This is a genomic window from Streptomyces sp. NBC_01717 (assembly GCF_036248255.1).
GTDB lineage: Bacteria > Actinomycetota > Actinomycetes > Streptomycetales > Streptomycetaceae > Streptomyces.
On record NZ_CP109178.1, the window covers coordinates 7849469 to 7866978 of the forward strand.

At 70.0% G+C, this 17510-nt stretch carries 15 protein-coding genes; 4 read left to right on the top strand and 11 right to left on the bottom strand.

From position 1 onward, the window contains the following. Positions 1–11: 11 nt before the first annotated feature. Together OHB49_RS35590 and OHB49_RS35595 are read right to left on the bottom strand one after the other, a co-directional pair. On the bottom strand, positions 12–1793 hold the full coding sequence (locus tag OHB49_RS35590; protein ID WP_329164993.1) for an ABC transporter ATP-binding protein: 1782 nt from the start codon (positions 1791–1793) through the stop codon (positions 12–14). Continuing rightward, positions 1790–3649, bottom strand: a complete 1860-nt coding sequence (locus OHB49_RS35595; protein ID WP_329164994.1) for an ABC transporter ATP-binding protein — start codon at positions 3647–3649, stop codon at positions 1790–1792. Before OHB49_RS35595 ends, OHB49_RS35590 begins: the two co-directional genes overlap by 4 nt. Before the next feature lie 222 nt (positions 3650–3871). Here OHB49_RS35595 and OHB49_RS35600 point away from each other — a divergent pair, with 222 nt between their 5' ends. After that, a complete protein-coding gene (locus OHB49_RS35600) occupies positions 3872–4585 on the top strand; it encodes a hypothetical protein (RefSeq protein WP_329164995.1) in 714 nt (237 codons plus the stop codon). Positions 4586–4666: 81 nt separating this feature from the next. On the opposite strand, the gene OHB49_RS35605 is transcribed toward OHB49_RS35600, so the two are convergent. After that, positions 4667–7591: an FAD-binding and (Fe-S)-binding domain-containing protein gene (locus tag OHB49_RS35605; protein ID WP_329166746.1), complete on the bottom strand. Its 2925-nt coding sequence runs from the start codon at positions 7589–7591 to the stop codon at positions 4667–4669. 132 nt (positions 7592–7723) lie between these two features. Next, complete coding sequence (locus tag OHB49_RS35610; protein ID WP_030980048.1) at positions 7724–8167, bottom strand: MarR family winged helix-turn-helix transcriptional regulator; 444 nt, start codon at positions 8165–8167, stop codon at positions 7724–7726. A gap of 117 nt (positions 8168–8284) precedes the next feature. On the opposite strand from OHB49_RS35610, the gene OHB49_RS35615 reads away from it, so the two are divergent. Further along, positions 8285–10090 (top strand): ABC transporter ATP-binding protein, encoded by a 1806-nt coding sequence (locus OHB49_RS35615; protein ID WP_329164996.1) that lies wholly within the window; start codon positions 8285–8287, stop codon positions 10088–10090. Between the two features lie 226 nt (positions 10091–10316). Here the strand turns inward: OHB49_RS35615 and OHB49_RS35620 are convergent, their stop codons facing one another. Continuing rightward, positions 10317–10454: a hypothetical protein gene (locus OHB49_RS35620; RefSeq protein ID WP_313936106.1), complete on the bottom strand. Its 138-nt coding sequence runs from the start codon at positions 10452–10454 to the stop codon at positions 10317–10319. Positions 10455–10604: 150 nt separating this feature from the next. Between OHB49_RS35620 and mltG the strand changes: the two genes are divergently transcribed. Beyond that, positions 10605–11456, top strand: coding sequence for an endolytic transglycosylase MltG (gene mltG, locus OHB49_RS35625; RefSeq protein ID WP_329164998.1), 852 nt, complete (start codon positions 10605–10607; stop codon positions 11454–11456). 39 nt (positions 11457–11495) lie between these two features. Here the strand turns inward: mltG and OHB49_RS35630 are convergent, their stop codons facing one another. The 6 genes from OHB49_RS35630 to OHB49_RS45915 all read right to left on the bottom strand — a co-directional run bounded on the left by OHB49_RS35630 (position 11496) and on the right by OHB49_RS45915 (position 16894). Next, positions 11496–12653 (bottom strand): NAD(P)-binding domain-containing protein, encoded by a 1158-nt coding sequence (locus OHB49_RS35630; RefSeq protein WP_329164999.1) that lies wholly within the window; start codon positions 12651–12653, stop codon positions 11496–11498. Between the two features lie 38 nt (positions 12654–12691). After that, positions 12692–13900, bottom strand: coding sequence for an LLM class flavin-dependent oxidoreductase (locus OHB49_RS35635; RefSeq protein ID WP_313936103.1), 1209 nt, complete (start codon positions 13898–13900; stop codon positions 12692–12694). Beyond that, a complete protein-coding gene (locus tag OHB49_RS35640; RefSeq protein WP_329165000.1) occupies positions 13897–14925 on the bottom strand; it encodes an ABC transporter substrate-binding protein in 1029 nt (342 codons plus the stop codon). Before OHB49_RS35640 ends, OHB49_RS35635 begins: the two co-directional genes overlap by 4 nt. A gap of 61 nt (positions 14926–14986) precedes the next feature. Beyond that, positions 14987–15745: an ABC transporter ATP-binding protein gene (locus OHB49_RS35645; protein ID WP_329165001.1), complete on the bottom strand. Its 759-nt coding sequence runs from the start codon at positions 15743–15745 to the stop codon at positions 14987–14989. Then, on the bottom strand, positions 15718–16602 hold the full coding sequence (locus OHB49_RS35650; protein WP_329165003.1) for an ABC transporter permease: 885 nt from the start codon (positions 16600–16602) through the stop codon (positions 15718–15720). Before OHB49_RS35650 ends, OHB49_RS35645 begins: the two co-directional genes overlap by 28 nt. A 208-nt stretch (positions 16603–16810) precedes the next feature. Continuing rightward, a complete protein-coding gene (locus OHB49_RS45915) occupies positions 16811–16894 on the bottom strand; it encodes a putative leader peptide (protein ID WP_311307964.1) in 84 nt (27 codons plus the stop codon). A gap of 92 nt (positions 16895–16986) precedes the next feature. Between OHB49_RS45915 and OHB49_RS35655 the strand changes: the two genes are divergently transcribed. Further along, positions 16987–17409, top strand: coding sequence for a secondary thiamine-phosphate synthase enzyme YjbQ (locus OHB49_RS35655; RefSeq protein ID WP_329165004.1), 423 nt, complete (start codon positions 16987–16989; stop codon positions 17407–17409). Positions 17410–17510 lie beyond the last annotated feature (101 nt).

A 17510-nucleotide genomic window follows, 5' to 3' on the forward strand; every position in this document is an offset into this window, starting at 1 on the left:
GGACACGCCGGTCAGCCGTGCCAGGACCGCCACAGCGCCGCATAGGCGCCGTCCGCCGCCACCAGCTCGTCATGGCTGCCCAGTTCGCTGATCCGGCCGCTCTCGACCACCGCGATCACATCCGCGTCGTGCGCGGTGTGCAGCCGGTGCGCGATCGCCACGACCGTACGGCCGTCCAGCACCCGTGCCAGCGAGCGTTCCAGATGCCGGGCCGCCCGCGGGTCCAGCAGCGAGGTCGCCTCGTCCAGCACCAGCGTGTGGGGATCGGCCAGCACCAGCCGGGCCAGCGCGATCTGCTGCGCCTGCGCCGGGGTCAGTGACAGACCGCCCGAACCGACCTCGGTGTCCAGCCCCTCGTCCAGCGCCTTCGCCCAGCCGTCCGCGTCGACAGCGGCGAGCGACGCCCACAGCTCGGCGTCCTCGGCACCCGTACGGGCCAGCAGCAGATTGTCACGCAGCGAACCGACGAACACATGGTGTTCCTGGTTGACCAGCGCCACATGCGTACGTACCCGCTCCGCCGTCATCCGGGACAACTCCGCACCACCCAGCGTGACTTCACCGGTGCGTGGGGCGTAGATCCCGGCAAGCAGCCGCCCGAGCGTGGACTTGCCCGCACCGGACGGGCCGACCAGCGCCAGGCGCGTGCCCGGGGCGACGTCCAGCGACACCTTGTGCAGGACGTCGACCCCGTCGCGGTAGCCGAAGTGCACATCACCCGCCCGGACGTCCCGGCCGTCCGGCACGACCGCCGTCTCGCCCGCGTCCGGCTCGATGTCCCGGACGCCGACCAGCCGGGCCAGCGACACCTGCGCGACCTGCAACTCGTCGTACCAGCGCAGGATCAGACCGATCGGGTCGACCATCATCTGTGCGAGCAGTGCACCGGTCGTCAGCTGTCCGACGGTGAGCCACCCCTCGATGACGAACCAGCCGCCGAGCATCAGGACCGCGCCGAGGATCGTCACGTACGTGACGTTGATGACGGGGAACAGCACCGAACGCAGGAACAGCGTGTACCGCTCCCACGCCGTCCACTCCTTGATCCGCCGGTCCGACAGCGCCACCCGGCGTGCGCCGAGCCGGTGCGCCTCCACCGTGCGCCCCGCGTCCACGGTCTCCGCGAGCATCGCCGCGACCGCGGCGTATCCGGCGGCCTCCGAGCGGTACGCGGACGGCGCCCGGCGAAAGTACCAGCGGCAGCCGAGGATCAGCACCGGCAGGGCGATCAGTACGGAGAGCGCCAGCGGGGGAGCGGTCACGGTGAGCGCACCGAGCAGCAGCCCCGCCCACACCACACCGATCGCCAGCTGCGGCACGGCCTCACGCATCGCGTTGGCCAGCCGGTCGATGTCCGTGGTGATCCGGGACAGCAGATCACCGGTCCCGGCCCGCTCCAGCACCCCCGGCGGCAGTCCGACCGACCGGACGAGGAAGTCCTCGCGCAGATCGGCCAGCATCTCCTCGCCGAGCATGGCGCTGCGCAGCCGCATCATCCGCGTGAACACGGTCTGTACCACCAGCGCGAGCGCGAACACCACGGCGGTGCGCTCCAGATGGAGGTCGGCGACCCCGGTCGACAGGTCCTCGACCAGCCCGCCCAGCAGATACGGCCCGACGATCGAGGCGATCACCGCGACCGCGTTGAACGAGATGAGCACGGCGAACGGCTTGCGGTGGCGCCGCATCAGCTCCTGTACATAGGCCCGTACGGTGGCGGGGGTGCCGACCGGCAGGGTCGTGGCCGACTCCGGGGCGGCCGGGTCGTACGCCGGTTGTGCGACGCCGATCATGCCCTCTCCTCGATTTCTTCGATCGATTCGATCGATTCGATCTCGTCGATCTTGTCCAGTGCGGTCAGGGCCGCGATCTCGTCCTCGGTCTCACGGGTGACGACCGCCCGGTACCGCGGTTCGGTGCGCAGCAGCTCGCGGTGTGCACCGACCGCGACGACTGTGCCGTCGTGCACCAGCACCACCCGGTCCGCGAGATCGAGCAGCAGAGGCGACGAAGCGAAGGCCACCGTCGTACGACCGGCGCGCAGCGCCTTGATCCCGGCGGCGACCCGGGCCTCGGTGTGCGAGTCGACGGCGGACGTGGGCTCGTCCAGAACCAGCGCCTCAGGGTCGGTGACCAGCGAGCGGGCCAGCGCGAGCCGCTGGCGCTGTCCGCCGGAGAGCGACCGGCCTCGCTCGGTGATCCTGGTGGTCATCGGGTCGCCGTCGGTGGCGACCGAGGCCTGCGCCAGCGCGTCCAGCACATCACCGCACTGGGCGGCGGACAGCGCGTCCTCGGCGGTCACCAGACCGGACGACGGCACATCGAGCAGCTCCCGCAGTGTCCCGGAGAGCAGCACCGGGTCCTTGTCCTGGACCAGCACCGCGGTCCGGGCGGCCGCCAGCGGAAGCTCGTCCAGGGGCACGCCGCCGAGCAGGACGGACGGGGTCTTGTCCGGCGCTTCCTCGGGGGCGTCGTCCGCCGTGTCCGGTTCCGCGCCCACCTGGGCGTGTCCGCCGAGCCGTTCGGCCAGCCGGCCCGCCTCGTCCGGGTCGCCGCAGACCACCGCGGTGAACAGACCCGACGGTGCCATCAGCCCGGTGACCGGGTCGTACAGGTCACCGGCCGGCACCGCGTCGACGGTCGAAGGCTCGGCGGTGCGGTGCAGCGAAAGCACTCGGACGGCCCGCTGCGCGGACGGCCGCGAGAAGGAGTACGCCATTGCGATCTCCTCGAAGTGCCGCAGCGGGAACAGCATCAGTGTCGCCGCGCTGTACACCGTGACCAGCTGACCGACCTCGATCCGGCCGTCGTGGGCCAGCGTCGCGCCGTACACGACCAGCGAGATCAGCAGCACGCCCGGCAGCAGCACCTGGATCGCCGAGATCAGCGACCACATCTGCGCGCTCCGCACCGCAGCCTTGCGGACCTCCTGCGAGGCTCTCCGGTAGCGGCCGAGAAAGAGCTCCTCGCCGCCGATACCGCGCAGCACCCGCAGCCCGGCGACGGTGTCCGACGCCAGCTCGGTGGCCTTGCCGGCCTTCTCGCGCTGGAGGTCGGCACGCCGGGTGGCTCGGGGGAGCAGCGGCAGTACCGCCAGCGCCAGGAGCGGCATGGCGAGCACCACCAGGACGCCCAGCGACGGCAGATAGAGGACGAGTCCGACGCAGATCAGTACGAGAGCGGCGGCTGCGGCGGCGAAGCGGGAGAGCGCCTCGACGAACCAGCCGATCTTCTCGACGTCGCCGGTGGACACGGCGACGACCTCGCCCGCGGCGACCCGGCGGGTCAGCGCGGCGCCGAGCTCAGCCGTCTTACGGGCCAGCAGCTGCTGGACGCGGGCGGCGGCAGTGATCCAGTTGGTGACGGCGGTCCGGTGGAGCATGGTGTCACCGACCGCGATCAGCACACCGAGGATCGCGATGAGCCCGCCCGCCAGCGCGAGCCGGCCGCCTGATCGGTCGACCACCGCCTGCACGGCGAAGCCGACGGCCAGTGGCAGCCCGGCGATGGAGCACTGGTGCAGCAGGCCCCAGGACATGGACTTGAGCTGGCCACGGATCTGGTTGCGGCCGAGCCAGAGCAGGAAGCGTGGGCCTGACCGGACATCAGGATCGCCAGGATCTGAATACGGAAGATCGCGAATCTGCATGACGTCCCATGGTTCGGAAGGGCGGAGATCTGTCGTAGACCTCGAGGAACGGGTGGGGGGACCAAACCGTGCAAGGTTCGCGTCCTGCCGGGGTCCGAGGCAAACGGTTTTTTGCTCGACGGTAAAGATTCGGCTCGTATTCGAGGCAGGTCACAGGCGGTGAGCCCGGCCGCTCGGCCGTGGTGCGAATATGGGCGGATGCGAATAACCGGTCGGGTACGAATGGCTGTCGCGGCAGCGGCCTGTGGTCTCATGCTCACTCCCCTGACAGCGTGCGGCAGCTCGCCCCAGGGGCAGCAGGACGACACGAAAGCCGGTGGCGCAGCGAACCGGAAGGCGCCGACCGCCGATCTGAAGCGCATTCCCGACGTGGGCGACCGGCTGTACGCGCAGATCCCCGGGAACTCGCGTCAGGTCGTCGCGGTCTACGGCGTGGGCAAGAACTCGGCCGACTCCACCGTCGTGCTGTACACCAAGCACGGCGCCACCTGGGACACCACCGGCAGCTGGAAGGCCCACAACGGCAGGAAGGGCTGGACCACCGACCATCACGAGGACGACAAGCGCAGTCCGGTCGGCGTATTCACGCTCACCGACGCGGGCGGTGCCCTGGCCGACCCGGGCGCCCTCCTCCCGTACACACAGTCGGCGTCGATCCAGGCACCGCGCTACTGGTCGAAGCCGTACTGGCACGACTTCGACTACGTCATCGCCATCGACTACAACCGCGTCAAGGGCACTGCGCCCAACGACCCCACGCGCCCGCTGGGACAGTCGAAGGGTGGCAGCATCTGGCTGCACATGGACCACGGCAGCGGTACGTCGGCCTGTGTGAGCCTGCCCAAATCGGCCATGCAACTGCTGCTGCGCACCCTCGACCCGAAGCAGCACCCGGTCGTGGTGATGGGCGACAAGGCCACGCTCCGAGCGGCCTGACCACGCCCCCTCCGGCCGCTCCTGCGAGAGGGAGCGGATCGCCGCGGGCGTGGGCAGGTGCGCGGTCGTGCGGGGAAGGCGTCAGGGACGCGTCGCCCGCTCCAGTTCCATCAGGACCGAGTAGTACTCGCGCCCCGTGGCCCGGTCCATGCCGATCTCGCACATCCGGTTGGCGGAGAGATACGCGTCGTACTCGCGGGAGTTCACCTCGGCGGCCTCCTTCGCCGTCGCCGACGCCGTCAGCTCCTTGTGCAGCATCCCGCGGTCGCCCGCGAACGCGCAGCACCCGGCGTCGTCCGGGACGACGACCTCCTCCGCGCACGCCTCGGCGACCGCACGCAACTGGTCCACGTCACCCAGGTGCTGCATCGAACACGTCGGGTGCAGGACCGCCGAACCGGTCTTGCGCAGGATCGTCAGCTCCGGCAGCAGCTCGTCGGCCGCCCATACGAGGGAGTCGACGACGGTCAGCTCCCGGTGCAACTCCCGGTTCTCGTCGGTGAGATACGGCACCACCTCATGGGCGATACCCAGCGTGCACGACGAGGCGTCGACGACCAGCGGAAGTGTGCCGCCCGCCGTCCAGCCCCAGGCGGCCTCGACGATGCGGTTGGCCATCACCGCGTTGCCCTCGTCGTACCCCTTGGAGTGCCAGATCGTCGCGCAGCAGGTTCCCGCGACGTCCTCCGGGATCCACACCGGCTTTCCGGCACGGGCCGACACGGCGACGACGGCCTGCGGCAGCGAAGGGCCGCGATGGCCCTCGGGGCCGCCGAAGATCCGGTTCACGCAGGCCGGGTAGTAGACGGCGCTCGCTCCGACCCGCGAGGTGCGGGGCAGCTTGCGAGCGGCCGCGCCGGGGATCTCCGGCAGCCACTCGGGCACCAGATCGGGGCGTACGGCCTTGCGGGCGAGCCCGGTGACGGTCTCCAGCAGCCGGTCGCCGATCCTGTCCGCTGCGGCGACCGCCAGCCGCGCCGAGGCCTCCACCGCCCTGAAGTTCTTCGCCGTGAGCGCCGCGATCCGCTCCTCGCGTGGCGAGTGCCGCTGGTGGCGGAAGTCCTTCATCATGGCGCCGGTGTCGATGCCGACCGGGCAGGCGAGTTTGCAGGTGGAGTCGCCCGCGCAGGTGTCGACGGCGTCGTAGCCGTACGCGTCGAGCAGTTCGGTCTCCACCGGCGAACCGTTCGGCTGCCGCATCATCTCCCGCCGCAGCACGATCCGCTGGCGCGGAGTGGTGGTCAAGTCCCCGCTGGGACAGGTCGGTTCGCAGAACCCGCACTCGATGCACGGGTCGGCGATCAGCTCGACCTCGGGGATGGTCTTCAGCCCGCGCAGATGGGCCTTCGGGTCGCGGTCCAGGACGATCCGGGGCGCCAGCACCCCGTCGGGGTCGATGACCTGCTTCGTGCGCCACATCAGCTCGGTCGCCTTGGGGCCCCACTCCAGCTCCAGGAACGGAGCGATGTTGCGGCCGGTGGCGTGCTCCGCCTTCAGCGATCCGTCGAAGCGCTCCACGGTCAGCCGGCAGAAGTCGTCCATGAACGCGGCGTACCGGTCGACGTCGGACGGCTTCGCCGCGTCGAAGGCGAGCAGGAAGTGCAGATTGCCGTGTGCGGCGTGACCCGCGACGGCGGCGTCGAAGCCGTGCTCCGCCTGGAGCCGGAGGAGGGATTCGCAGGCGTCGGCGAGCTGCGACGGCGGGACCGCGAAGTCCTCCGTGATCAGCGTCGTACCCGACGGGCGGGAGCCGCCGACTGCGGTGACGAAGGCTTTGCGGGCCTTCCAGTAACCGGAGATGGCCTTGGTCTCTCGGGTGAACTCATTGGTCACCGAGGCGACCGGCGCGACAAGATCCAGCCCCTTGACGGCCGCGGCCGCCGCACGCTCGTACGCCTCCTGCCCCGGCTCGTCCGGAGCCCGGAACTCCACCAGCAGCGCCGCGGTCTCCTTGGGCAGCTCGGCCCAGTCGGCCGGCACGCCCTGGACGCTCACCGAAGCGCGCAGCGTATTGCCGTCCATCAGCTCGACGGCGATCGCCCCCGCCTCGTTGAAACGGGGCACGGCAGCCGCCGCGGCGGTCAGCGAGGGGAAGAAGAGCAGCGCGCTGGAGACCTTCCGGTCCAGCGGCAGGGTGTCGAAGACGACCTCGGAGATGAACCCGAAGGTGCCCTCCGAGCCGACCATCAGCCCGCGCAGGATCTCTACGGGCGTCGAGCCGTCCAGGAAGGCGTCGAGCCGGTACCCGTTGGTGTTCTTGATCTCGTACTTGGCGCGGATCCGGGCGGTGAGCTCCGCATCCGCCTCGATCTCCGCCTTGAGGGCCAGCAGCTCCTCGCACAGCCGAGGCTCGGCATGCGCCAGCAGCTCGTCCGCCGTCGGGTCGGCTGTGTCGACGACCGTGCCGCTCGGCAGCACGAAGGTGAGCGAGGAGACGGTGCGGTACGAATTACGGGTGGTGCCGGCGGTCATTCCGGAGGCGTTGTTGGCGACGACCCCGCCGATCGTGCACGCGATGGCGCTGGCCGGGTCGGGGCCCAGCAGCCTGCCGTAGCGGGCGAGGGTGACATTGGCGCGCATGACCGTGGTCCCGGGACGGATACGGGCCCGCGCGCCGTCGCCCAGGACTTCGATGCCCGTCCAGTGGTGGCGGACGTCGACAAGGACGTCCTCGCCCTGCGCCTGGCCGTTCAGACTGGTGCCGGCGGCCCGGAAGACGACTTCCCGGCCCTTGCCGTGCGCGTACGACAGGATCGCCGAGATGTCGTCGATGTCCTCGGGGACCACGACGACCTGGGGAAGGAACCGGTAGGGGCTGGCATCGGAGGCGTACTTCACCAGGTCGGAGACCTTCCACAGCACCTTCTCCGGCCCCAGCAGGGCGGTCAGCTCGCCGCGCAGCGGTTCGGGTGTGCCCGCCGCCCGGCCGTCGAGGACCCGATCGGGGGACGCGGAGCGCGCCGCACCAGGACGGAGGGCTTCGGGCTTCGGCTCCAGCAGCGGCATGACGACGGTCCCCTCGGCGGTTCGGTGCGGTACTCCCACCTTTCTACCAGCGAAGATCCGCACCGCTATGACCGGTACTACCAACCGTACGGCTCGCAGACATCGGCGGGCCCGCAGCCATCGGGACGACCCTTAGCAGCGGCGCTCCGGCATTCCGGCGACGAGAGCGGACAGCAGTCCGCCCAGCACCTCCCGCTGATCGGCCGTCAATGGAGCCAGGATCTCCTCTGCCGCCGCCCGGCGCGCGTCGCGCAGCGACCGGAGCGTGGCACGGCCCTCGTCGGTGAGCTCGATCCGAACCACCCGGCGGCTGTCCGGATCAGGGGTGCGGCGCACCCGGCCGCTCGCCTCCAGCGCATCGACCAGGCTCGTCACGGCGCGCGGCACGACATCCAGGCGCTGCGCGAGATCCGCCATCCGGGGCGGTCCGTCGTAGTGGGCGACCGTGCGCAGCAGCCGGAACTGGGCCGGGGTGATGCCTATCGGCTCCAGCTGGCGGCTTTGGATGCGGTGCAGCCGGCGGGTCAGCCGCAGCAGCTGCTCGGCCAGCAGGCCGTCGGAGTCGGGGGAGTCCATACGGGAACAATATCAGGACTCCGTTCATTGTGAGTATAGGTAACAATGAGCTATGCTCTCAAAAGTTCGACGGCTGCCCGCGGCCGTCTTCCTCTGTCACGCCTGTCGAAGGAGCCCATGAAATCCGACGAACCCACGTGGACGCCCCCGCCCAGGGACGGCACGCAGCCACCCGCCGAGCTGCGCCGGATCTTCCGCCTCTTCCACCCGTACCGCGGCCGGCTCACGCTGGTCGGACTGCTCGTCGGCGCCTCGTCACTGGTCTCGGTGGCCTCGCCGTTCCTGCTGCGCGAGATTCTCGACACCGCCATCCCCCAGGGTCGTACGGGACTGCTGTCGCTGCTCGCCCTCGGCATGATCCTCACCGCCGTCATGAACAGTGTCTTCGGCGTCCTGCAGACGCTGATCTCGACCACGGTCGGCCAGCGCGTCATGCACGACCTGCGCACAGCGGTCTACGCCCAGCTGCAGCGGATGCCGCTCGCCTTCTTCACCAGGACCCGCACGGGTGAGGTGCAGTCCCGCATCGCCAACGACATCGGCGGGATGCAGGCGACCGTGACCTCCACCGCCACCTCGCTGGTCTCCAACCTCACGGCGGTCATCGCCACCGTCGTCGCGATGCTGGCGCTCGACTGGCGGCTCACCCTGGTGTCGCTGGCACTGCTGCCGGTCTTCGTCTGGATCAGCCGCCGGGTCGGCCGTGAGCGCAAGAAGATCACCACCCAGCGCCAGAAGCAGATGGCCGCCATGGCGGCGACGGTCACCGAGTCCCTCTCCGTCAGCGGCATCCTGCTCGGCCGGACCATGGGCCGGGCGGACTCCCTCACCAAGGGTTTCGCCGAGGAGTCCGAGCGGCTGGTCGACCTGGAAGTACGCTCCAGCATGGCCGGACGGTGGCGGATGTCGACGATCGGCATCGTCATGGCCGCCATGCCCGCCGTCATCTACTGGGCCGCGGGCCTCGCCCTGCAGTCCGGCGGACCCGCCGTCTCCATCGGCACGCTCGTCGCCTTCGTCTCACTCCAGCAGGGCCTCTTCCGGCCCGCCGTGAGCCTGCTCTCCACCGGAGTGCAGATGCAGGCATCCCTCGCGCTCTTCCAGCGGATCTTCGAGTACCTCGACCTCAGAGTGGACATCACAGAGCCCGAGAAGCCCGTCCGGCTGGAGAAGATCCGCGGCGAGATCCGCTTCGAGGACGTCGACTTCAGCTACGACGAGAAGAGCGGCCCGACCCTCAGTGGTGTCGATGTCGCCGTGCCGGCCGGTGGCAGCCTCGCCGTCGTCGGACCCACCGGCGCCGGCAAGTCCACGCTCAGCTACCTGGTGCCGCGGCTCTACGACGTCACCGGCGGCCGCGTCACGCTCGACGGCGTCGATGTACGCGATCTGGACTTCGACACGCTCGCCCGGGCCGTCGGCGTGGTCTCCCAGGAGACGTACCTCTTCCACGCCTCGGTCGCCGAGAACCTGCGCTTCGCCAAGCCGGACGCGACCGACGCCGAGATCGAGGCGGCCGCCCGCGCGGCACAGATCCACGATCACATCGCCTCACTGCCCGACGGCTACGACACCCTCGTCGGCGAGCGCGGCTACCGCTTCTCGGGCGGCGAGAAGCAGCGCCTGGCCATCGCCCGCACGATTCTGCGGGACCCGCCCGTCCTCATCCTCGACGAGGCGACCAGCGCCCTCGACACCCGCACCGAGTTCGCCGTGCAGGAGGCGATCGACGCACTGTCCGCCGGGCGCACCACCATCACGATCGCGCACCGCCTCTCCACCGTGCGCGACGCGGATCAGATCGTCGTCCTGGACGGCGGCCGGACCGCCGAGCGCGGCAGCCACGAGGAATTGCTCCAGCTGGACGGCCGCTATGCGGCGCTCCTCCGCCGGGACACTCAACTCGCCCCCGTAGCAAGCTGATCGGGAGTTCCGGACGCACTCCGGTCAGAGGTGCGGGGCCGGTTCTCCCACCCCCTGACCCGGGTCCGCCGCACCCTCGGCGCGCTCGCCGAAGGGGTCGGCGTGGTACCCGACTTCGCCGCGCTGCCCGCTTTCGTCGGGCCGGGGCGCCGGGGCTGCCGCCGGGCACACGACGGCGCCGCCGCCCCCGTGGGACGGGGAGCGACGGCGCCGGGTGGAGCAATGGTCAGACGAGCCAACCCACGAAGTGGACGATGCCGGCGAGCAGGCTGGTGATGAGGTTCATTCGGTATTTCTCCTCGTACATGGTGCATATGTGGGACTGCGCAGTCGCGGTCTGCAGCCCGTCGTGTGCGCCCTGCAATCATCCGGCGCCGCAGAGGAGTTGAGTGACGATAGGCCATACGATCACGCGTTCCAGCGAACATCCGATCCCCTGTTCGTGTGTTCTGCCGCGCCATGCGGGGGCCGTGTCGTCCGCGCGGACGGGTCGGTGCCCGGATACCGTGCCCGCATGGTGAACGAGTCCCTGGACACCCGGCGCCACCACTGGACCCGGCCGACCCCGCGCGGGCGTCCGGCGCTGCTGGCAGGCGTCGTCCTCGTCCTCGGCGTCGCGGTAGCCGTCCTCGTACTGCTGCTGGCCAGGGAGGGGATGTTCGGGCCGCCGCCACGCACCCTCGTCATCCCCGAGGGTCGGCGGGCCTCCCAGGTGTACGCGGCGGTGGACAGGTCCCTCGATGTGCCGCCGGGCACGACCAGGAAGGCCGTCGGCAAGGCGGACCTGGCACTGCCGCCCGAGGTGAAGGGCAACCCCGAGGGCTATCTGTTCCCGGCGACGTACCCCGTCACCTCCGGCACCACTCCGACGAGCCTGCTGACGTACATGGTCGACACGGCGCGGCAACGATTCGGCGCGGATCACATCGCCGCAGGGGCCAGGCGCAATAACGTATCCGTTCACCAGGCCTTGACGATCGCCAGCATCGTGCAGGCCGAGGCGGGCACCACAGCTGACATGGGCAAGGTGTCCCGGGTCATTTACAACCGGCTTGCCAGGGGCATGCCGCTCCAGATGGACTCCATGCTCAACTACGCGCTGAGGCGCAGCACCCTGGACACCACCGCCGACGACACCAAGATCGACAGCGCGTACAACAGCTACGAGCACAGGGGCCTGCCGCCCACTCCCATCGATAACCCGGGGGAGCAGGCGATGGAAGCGGCGATCACACCGACGCCGGGCCGATGGCTGTACTTCGTGACGGTCGCGCCCGGGGACACCCGGTTCACCGACAGCTATGCCGAGCATCAGCGGAACGTCCAGGAATTCAACCGCAACCGGCTTGAGGCGAGCGGCAGTTGAAGCGCGTCCGGCACCCCTGCGGCGGCACGCGGGTCAGTGTCACACCAGCGTGGCGGCGGGTTCGCCGCCACGCTCCACAGCCGTGTCCGAGGCTGTCCTGTCTGCAGTGGTCCCGTCCCCGGGGGCCTTGAGCAGGCGGGTGATCGCGTGCACCGCCGCTCGCCCCGCCCGGTTGGCCCCGATGGTGCTCGCGGAAGGTCCGTACCCGACGAGCTGGATGCGCGCGTCCCGTACGGCCTGCGTGCCCTCGACCCGGATACCGCCGCCGGGCTCGCGCAGCCGCAACGGTGCGAGATGGTCGATGGCGGCCCGGAACCCGGTCGCCCAGAGGATGACGTCGGCCTCCACCGAGCGGCCGTCGTCCCAGGTCACCCCGGTCGGAGTGATCCGGTCGAACATCGGCAGCCGGTCGAGCACCCCCTCCGCGCGGGCCCGCCGGACGGCGTCGGTGAGCGGCAGTCCGGTCACACTCACCACACTCTGCGGCGGCAGCCCCCGCCGTACGCGCTCCTCCACCATGGCCACGGCGGCCCGCCCCTGATCCTCACCGAACGGCCCCTCCCGGAAGACCGGCGGCCGGCGCGTCACCCAGAAGGTCTCCGCCGCCACCTCGGCGATCTCCATCAGATGCTGCGTTCCGGAGGCCCCGCCGCCGACCACGATCACCCGCTGCCCGGCGAACTCCTGCGGACCCGGGTAGTTCGCGGTGTGCAGCTGGCGGCCCCGGAAGGTCTCCTGGCCCGGGTAGCGCGGCCAGAACGGCCGGTCCCAGGTGCCCGTGGCATTGATCAGGGTGCGGGTGGCGTACGTACCCTCGGAGGTCTCGACCGACAACCGCCCGCCGTCGCCCTCGCGCACGGCACTCACCTCGACCGGCCGGTGAACCCGCAGACCGAAGGTGCGCTCGTAGGCGTCGAAGTACTCGCCGATCACCTCCGAGGACGCCCGGCTGTCATCGGCGCCGGTCAGTTCCATGCCGGGCAGCGCGTGCATCCCGTGCACCTTGCCGTAGGTCAGTGACGGCCACCGGAACTGCCACGCGCCGCCCGGCCGCGGGGCATGGTCGAGCACGACGAAGTCGCGGTCCGGCTCCAGGCCGACGCGCCGCAGATGATAGGCGCCGGACAGACCTGCCTGTCCGGCGCCGATCACGATCACATCCACTTCGCGTGCTTCGCCGGCCCCAGAGTTGTTCACGCTTCTACCAACTGTGCGGGGGTCCGGGATCTTCCCGGTCAGCGACCCCCGGCGATCAGCAGCGGTGCGCCGCCCGGCGCGGACGCCGGGCGCCCGTTCGCGGCAGGCACTCCGAGCAGCGGCGAAGCGGGAACGGTGGACAGCAGTCCGCGCGCCGCCAGCTCCGGCGTGACCCCCTCACCGAACCAGTACGCCTCCTCCAGATGCGGGTAGCCGGAGAGCACGAAGTGCTCCACACCCAGCGCGTGGTACTCCTCGATCCGGTCCGCGACATCCGCGTGACTGCCGACCAGCGCCGTGCCCGCACCGCCTCGCACCAGACCGACACCCGCCCACAGGTTCGGCGAGATCTCCAGCTTGTCGCGCGAGCCGCCGTGCAGGGCCAGCATCCGCTGCTGTCCCACCGACTCGCTTCGCCCCAGTGCCTGCTGCGCAGCGGCGACCGTCTCCGGATCGAGATCGCCGAGCAGTCGGTCCGCCGTCGCCCAAGCCTCCTTCGCCGAGTCGCGCGAGATGGTGTGCAGCCGGATCCCGAACCGGACGTCGCGACCCTGCTGCTCCGCGAGCCCGCGGATCCAGTCGATCTTCTGCTTCACATCCGCCGGCGGCTCGCCCCAGGTCAGATACACATCGGCGTGTGCGGCGGCCACGGGCCCGGCCGCCGCCGACGACCCGCCGAAGAAGATCTCCGGCAGCGGGTCCGGCGGCAGCGCCGTCAGCCCGCCCTCCACCTGATAGTGCTCACCGTCGAAGTCGTACGGCTGCCCGCTCCACACACCCCGGACCACCGAAAGGAACTCGGCGGTCCGTGCGTAACGCCGGTCGTGATCCAGATGGTCACCGAACCGCCGCTGCTCGGTCGAGTCGCCGCCCGTCACCACATTGAGCAGCAGCCGGCCTCGGGTGATGCGCTGATACGTCGCGGCCATCTGCGCCGCGAGTACCGGCGAGATCACCCCCGGCCGGAACGCCACCAGGAACTTCAGCCGCTCGGTGTGCTGCGCCAGCGCCACCGTCGTCAGCCAGGCGTCCTCGCACCAGGTGCCGGTCGGCGTCAGCACTGCCTCGAAGCCCAGCTGCTCGGCCGCCTTGGCGATCTGTGCCAGATACTCGATATCGGGCGCCCGGACCCCGCTCACCGGAGTGATCCGGTCCCGCTTGATCCCGCCGTCGGTGTACGCGTGGCGGTCCACGAGCGTGCGGCCGTCACCGCCTGTGGGGAGGAACCAGTGCAGATGAACGTTCATGACGTGGCCTTTCCGTACGAGCGGGGGGCTGCCGAGGACGCGGGCAGATCGCGGTTGAACCGGGTGTCGACGTAGTCCTTGAAGGTGAACCGGCGCGGAATGAGTTTCAGATCGGCGAAGGTGTCGGCGATCGCCTGCTCGGACGCGATCGCCGCCGGGTCGACGGCAACGGGCACCCGCGTCCCGTAACTGCGCTTCACGGCGTCCAGGGCGACGGCGTACGGCAGCCCGGTCTCTTTCGCCCAGACCTTCGCCCACGCCTCCGGATGCTTGAACACCCAGCTCTGCGCCCGTTCCAGACGGACCAGCAGATCCCCGATCGCCTTGGACTTCCTGGCGTCCTTCAGGGCCGCGGGAGAGGCGACCTGGAAGCTCAGGCCGTTGACGATCCCCTCACCCGTGGTCAGCACCCGCACCTGCCCACTGCGCAGGATCTGCGAGGTGTACGGATCCCAGATCGCCCAGGCGTCGACCTTGCCCCGGCTGAACGCGGCCAGCGCATCGGCCGGCTGCAGGAAGTTCAGCTTCACGTCCGAGAGGCTGAGCCCCGCCTTCTTCAGCGAGGCAACGAGCTGGAAGTGGGCGGAGCTTCCCTGGGCCACCGCGATGGACTTGCCCTTCAGCTGCGCGGGCGTCTTCAGCTCGGAGCCCTTCGGCACCACGATCGCCTCGCCCGCCGATGAGCCATGGGAGGCGCCCACCACCACGATCTTCGAACCGGAACCGGCGGCGAAGACCGGAGGTGTGTTGCCGACACCGCCGATGTCCACGGCCTTGGCGTTCACCGCCTCAAGCAGTGGCGGCCCGGAGGTGAAGGTCGACCATTTGATCCGGTAGTCGAGGTGGTCGAGCTCTCCCGAGGCCCGCAGGATCGCCTCGTAACCTCCCTTCTGGTCACCGACGTCGAGTGTGACGCCACCCTGGCCGTCGGTGCTGTCCGTGGTGGATGCGGACGAAGCACCACCGCAGGCGGTGAGCAGCAGGGCGAGCGGCAGAAGCAGAGCGGGCAGGGTACGGCGTCTCATGACATGCCTCTTTCCGAAGGTCGAACGCATAGGGAAGATGTGCTGGTCAGGGGTGTGCTGGTCAGGCGGCCTTCGCCGGAGCGGCGTCCTCCACGACACCCAGTTCGGTCAGCAGCCGGGAGCGCAGGGCGGCGAACTCAGGACTGCCCACGGTGCGTGGCCGGTCCAGATCAACGGGCGTCTCGTACGCGATGCCGCCGTCCCGCATCACCAGTGCACGGTCGGCGAGCAGCAGCGCCTCGTCCACGTCATGTGTGACGAGCAGCACCGCGCAGCCGCGCCGCTGCCAGAGCTCGGCGACCAGCTGCTGCGCCTTGATCCGGGTCAGCGCGTCGAGCGCACCGAAAGGTTCGTCGAGCAGCAGCAGATCGGGTTCGCGCACCAGGGCCCGCGCCAGCGAAGCCCGCTGCGCCTCACCACCTGAGAGTGTCTTGGGCCACGCCCCGGACCGCTCACCGAGCCCGACCTCCTCCAACGCCCGCTCGGCCACCGCCCGTTCGGGCTTGTCCGGCAACCCGAGCAGCACATTGCGCCAGACCCGCTTCCACGGCATGAGCCGAGGCGCCTGGAAGGCAACAGCCCGCCGCTTGGGCACCAGTACCGTGCCCGTGATGTCGCGGTCGAGCCCGGCCAGTACCCGCAGCAGAGTCGACTTCCCGCAGCCGCTGCGTCCCAGCAGCGCGGTGAACTCCCCGGCGCGCAGGGTGAGATCGAGCCCGTCGACGACGGCCCGCCCGTCGAAGGAACGGGTCAGTCCCTCCACCCGCACGGCGGTGTCGTGGGACCGGGCGCTCACTGGCCCGTGAAGGTCGGTCGCCATTGCAGCAGCAGCCTTTCGAGTATCCGGACGATGACATCGGCGGTGAGACCGAGGAATGCGTAGACGACCAGGCAGACGACGATGACGTCGGTCCGGAAGAACTCCCGGGCCTGGTTCATCAGGAAGCCGATTCCGGCGTCGGCGTTGACGGACTCGCCGAAGACCAGTGCCAGCCAGGCGGTGGCGAGCGAATAGCGCAGCCCTGTCATGGCCCCGGGCAGAGCACCCGGCAGCACCACATGCCGGATGAGCCCCCAACGCCCGAGCCCCAACGACTGTCCCGCTTCGATGAGTTGCTCGTCGACGCCCCGGATGCCGGCGTACACGTTGAGGTAGAGATGGAAGGCCACGCCGAGCGCGATCAGCGCCACCTTCGGGGCCTCACCGATCCCCAGCCAAATGATGAACAGCGGGATCAGCCCCACCCAGGGCACGGTCCGCAGCATCTGTACGGTCGCGTCCACGAGATCCTCGCCGAGCCGGGACAGCCCGGACACCAAGGCCAGCGCGGTCCCGACCACGCCGCCGAGGACCAGGCCCGCGGCAACCCGCTGGAGTGAGATCCCCATCGCGGACGGCAGGGTCCCGTCGGCGATCAGATCCGATCCGGCCCGGGCGATGGTTCCGGGCGAGGCGAGCACATCGGGATGCAGGACACCCGTCGCACTGAGCACCTGCCACAGCGCGAGAAGCAGCACCGGACCGATGGCTCGCCGCAGCGGGCGGGGTACGGACCGCAGTCGTGAGCCGCGGGCGGACTCCGGCACGACGGGCTCGAGTTCGACTGCCGTACAGGGATCGGATGTATCGACTTCCTCTGATATGTCCGGCGGGGCGAGGGCATGGCCAAGGGTCATGAAAGCTCCACGAGCAGTCCACGGACGGGGAGAAGGCACGCCTCGACAGCCCGACGCCCCGACGGCGGACCCGCTACGGCACGGGAGCTACGACAGGGGCAGGGCGAGACGGCGTACGACGAGGCGCCTGCGGCAACAGAGGGGTGCGCAAGCCAGGTGCGGGCCGAAAGAACCCTTGTTCACCTGCGGAATACGTGCTGAAGGAACGTCAGCAACCGCGACAACACGCGGCAGAGGCCACCCGCAGCAGGTCGATGTGACCGCGCGAAGTGAGCAGAGCTGAACGGAACATGTTGCCGAACGTAGCGACGCATCTAGGAACCGGTCAATGCTGTCTCGGCACGTGGACGCACCATCTTGCGCCACGAGCGAGAAGATGGGGGCATGCCCGATGCCTTCACCACCAGCGTTCTGCACCTCACGACCGGTGACACCGAGACGGTCACCGACCTGACGGACGACTGCGAACGGTTCCTCAGCCGCGCCGCCGTCGGCCGGGACGGCCTACTCAACATTTTCGTGCCCCACGCAACCGCCGGAATCGCCATCCTGGAAACCGGCGCGGGGAGCGACGAGGACCTCCTTGCCACCCTCCACGCACTGCTGCCCGCGGACGACCGCTACCAACACCGCCACGGCAGCCCCGGCCACGGCCGCGACCACGTACTGCCGGCCCTGATCGCACCGCACGCCACTTTGCCGGTGATCGGCGGACGGCTGGAACTGGGTACGTGGCAGTCGGTGTGCCTGGTCGATACGAATCGGGATAATCCCAAGCGTCAGGTGCGGCTGAGCTTTCTCGGCTAGTCGGTCGCTTCGGTGGGACTGTAGAGGGGAAGTCCGGCCGCGCCAACTGAGTGGTGCGCACGGTTGCCCATCGGTCGCGCGTTACTGAGCTTCGCCCCATC

What these genes read in the sequence shown, in the direction of transcription:
- OHB49_RS35635 (WP_313936103.1), bottom strand. Translation starts at nt 13,900, where the DNA reads ATGAACGTTCATCTGCACTGGTTCCTCCCCACAGGCGGTGACGGCCGC.
- OHB49_RS35595 (WP_329164994.1), bottom strand. Translation starts at nt 3,649, where the DNA reads ATGCAGATTCGCGATCTTCCGTATTCAGATCCTGGCGATCCTGATGTC.
- OHB49_RS35605 (WP_329166746.1), bottom strand. Translation starts at nt 7,591, where the DNA reads ATGCCGCTGCTGGAGCCGAAGCCCGAAGCCCTCCGTCCTGGTGCGGCG.
- OHB49_RS35590 (WP_329164993.1), bottom strand. Translation starts at nt 1,793, where the DNA reads ATGATCGGCGTCGCACAACCGGCGTACGACCCGGCCGCCCCGGAGTCG.
- OHB49_RS35600 (WP_329164995.1), top strand. Translation starts at nt 3,872, where the DNA reads ATGGCTGTCGCGGCAGCGGCCTGTGGTCTCATGCTCACTCCCCTGACA.
- OHB49_RS45915 (WP_311307964.1), bottom strand. Translation starts at nt 16,894, where the DNA reads ATGTTCCGTTCAGCTCTGCTCACTTCGCGCGGTCACATCGACCTGCTG.
- mltG (WP_329164998.1), top strand. Translation starts at nt 10,605, where the DNA reads ATGGTGAACGAGTCCCTGGACACCCGGCGCCACCACTGGACCCGGCCG.
- OHB49_RS35640 (WP_329165000.1), bottom strand. Translation starts at nt 14,925, where the DNA reads ATGAGACGCCGTACCCTGCCCGCTCTGCTTCTGCCGCTCGCCCTGCTG.
- OHB49_RS35610 (WP_030980048.1), bottom strand. Translation starts at nt 8,167, where the DNA reads ATGGACTCCCCCGACTCCGACGGCCTGCTGGCCGAGCAGCTGCTGCGG.
- OHB49_RS35655 (WP_329165004.1), top strand. Translation starts at nt 16,987, where the DNA reads ATGCCCGATGCCTTCACCACCAGCGTTCTGCACCTCACGACCGGTGAC.
- OHB49_RS35645 (WP_329165001.1), bottom strand. Translation starts at nt 15,745, where the DNA reads ATGGCGACCGACCTTCACGGGCCAGTGAGCGCCCGGTCCCACGACACC.
- OHB49_RS35650 (WP_329165003.1), bottom strand. Translation starts at nt 16,602, where the DNA reads ATGACCCTTGGCCATGCCCTCGCCCCGCCGGACATATCAGAGGAAGTC.
- OHB49_RS35615 (WP_329164996.1), top strand. Translation starts at nt 8,285, where the DNA reads ATGAAATCCGACGAACCCACGTGGACGCCCCCGCCCAGGGACGGCACG.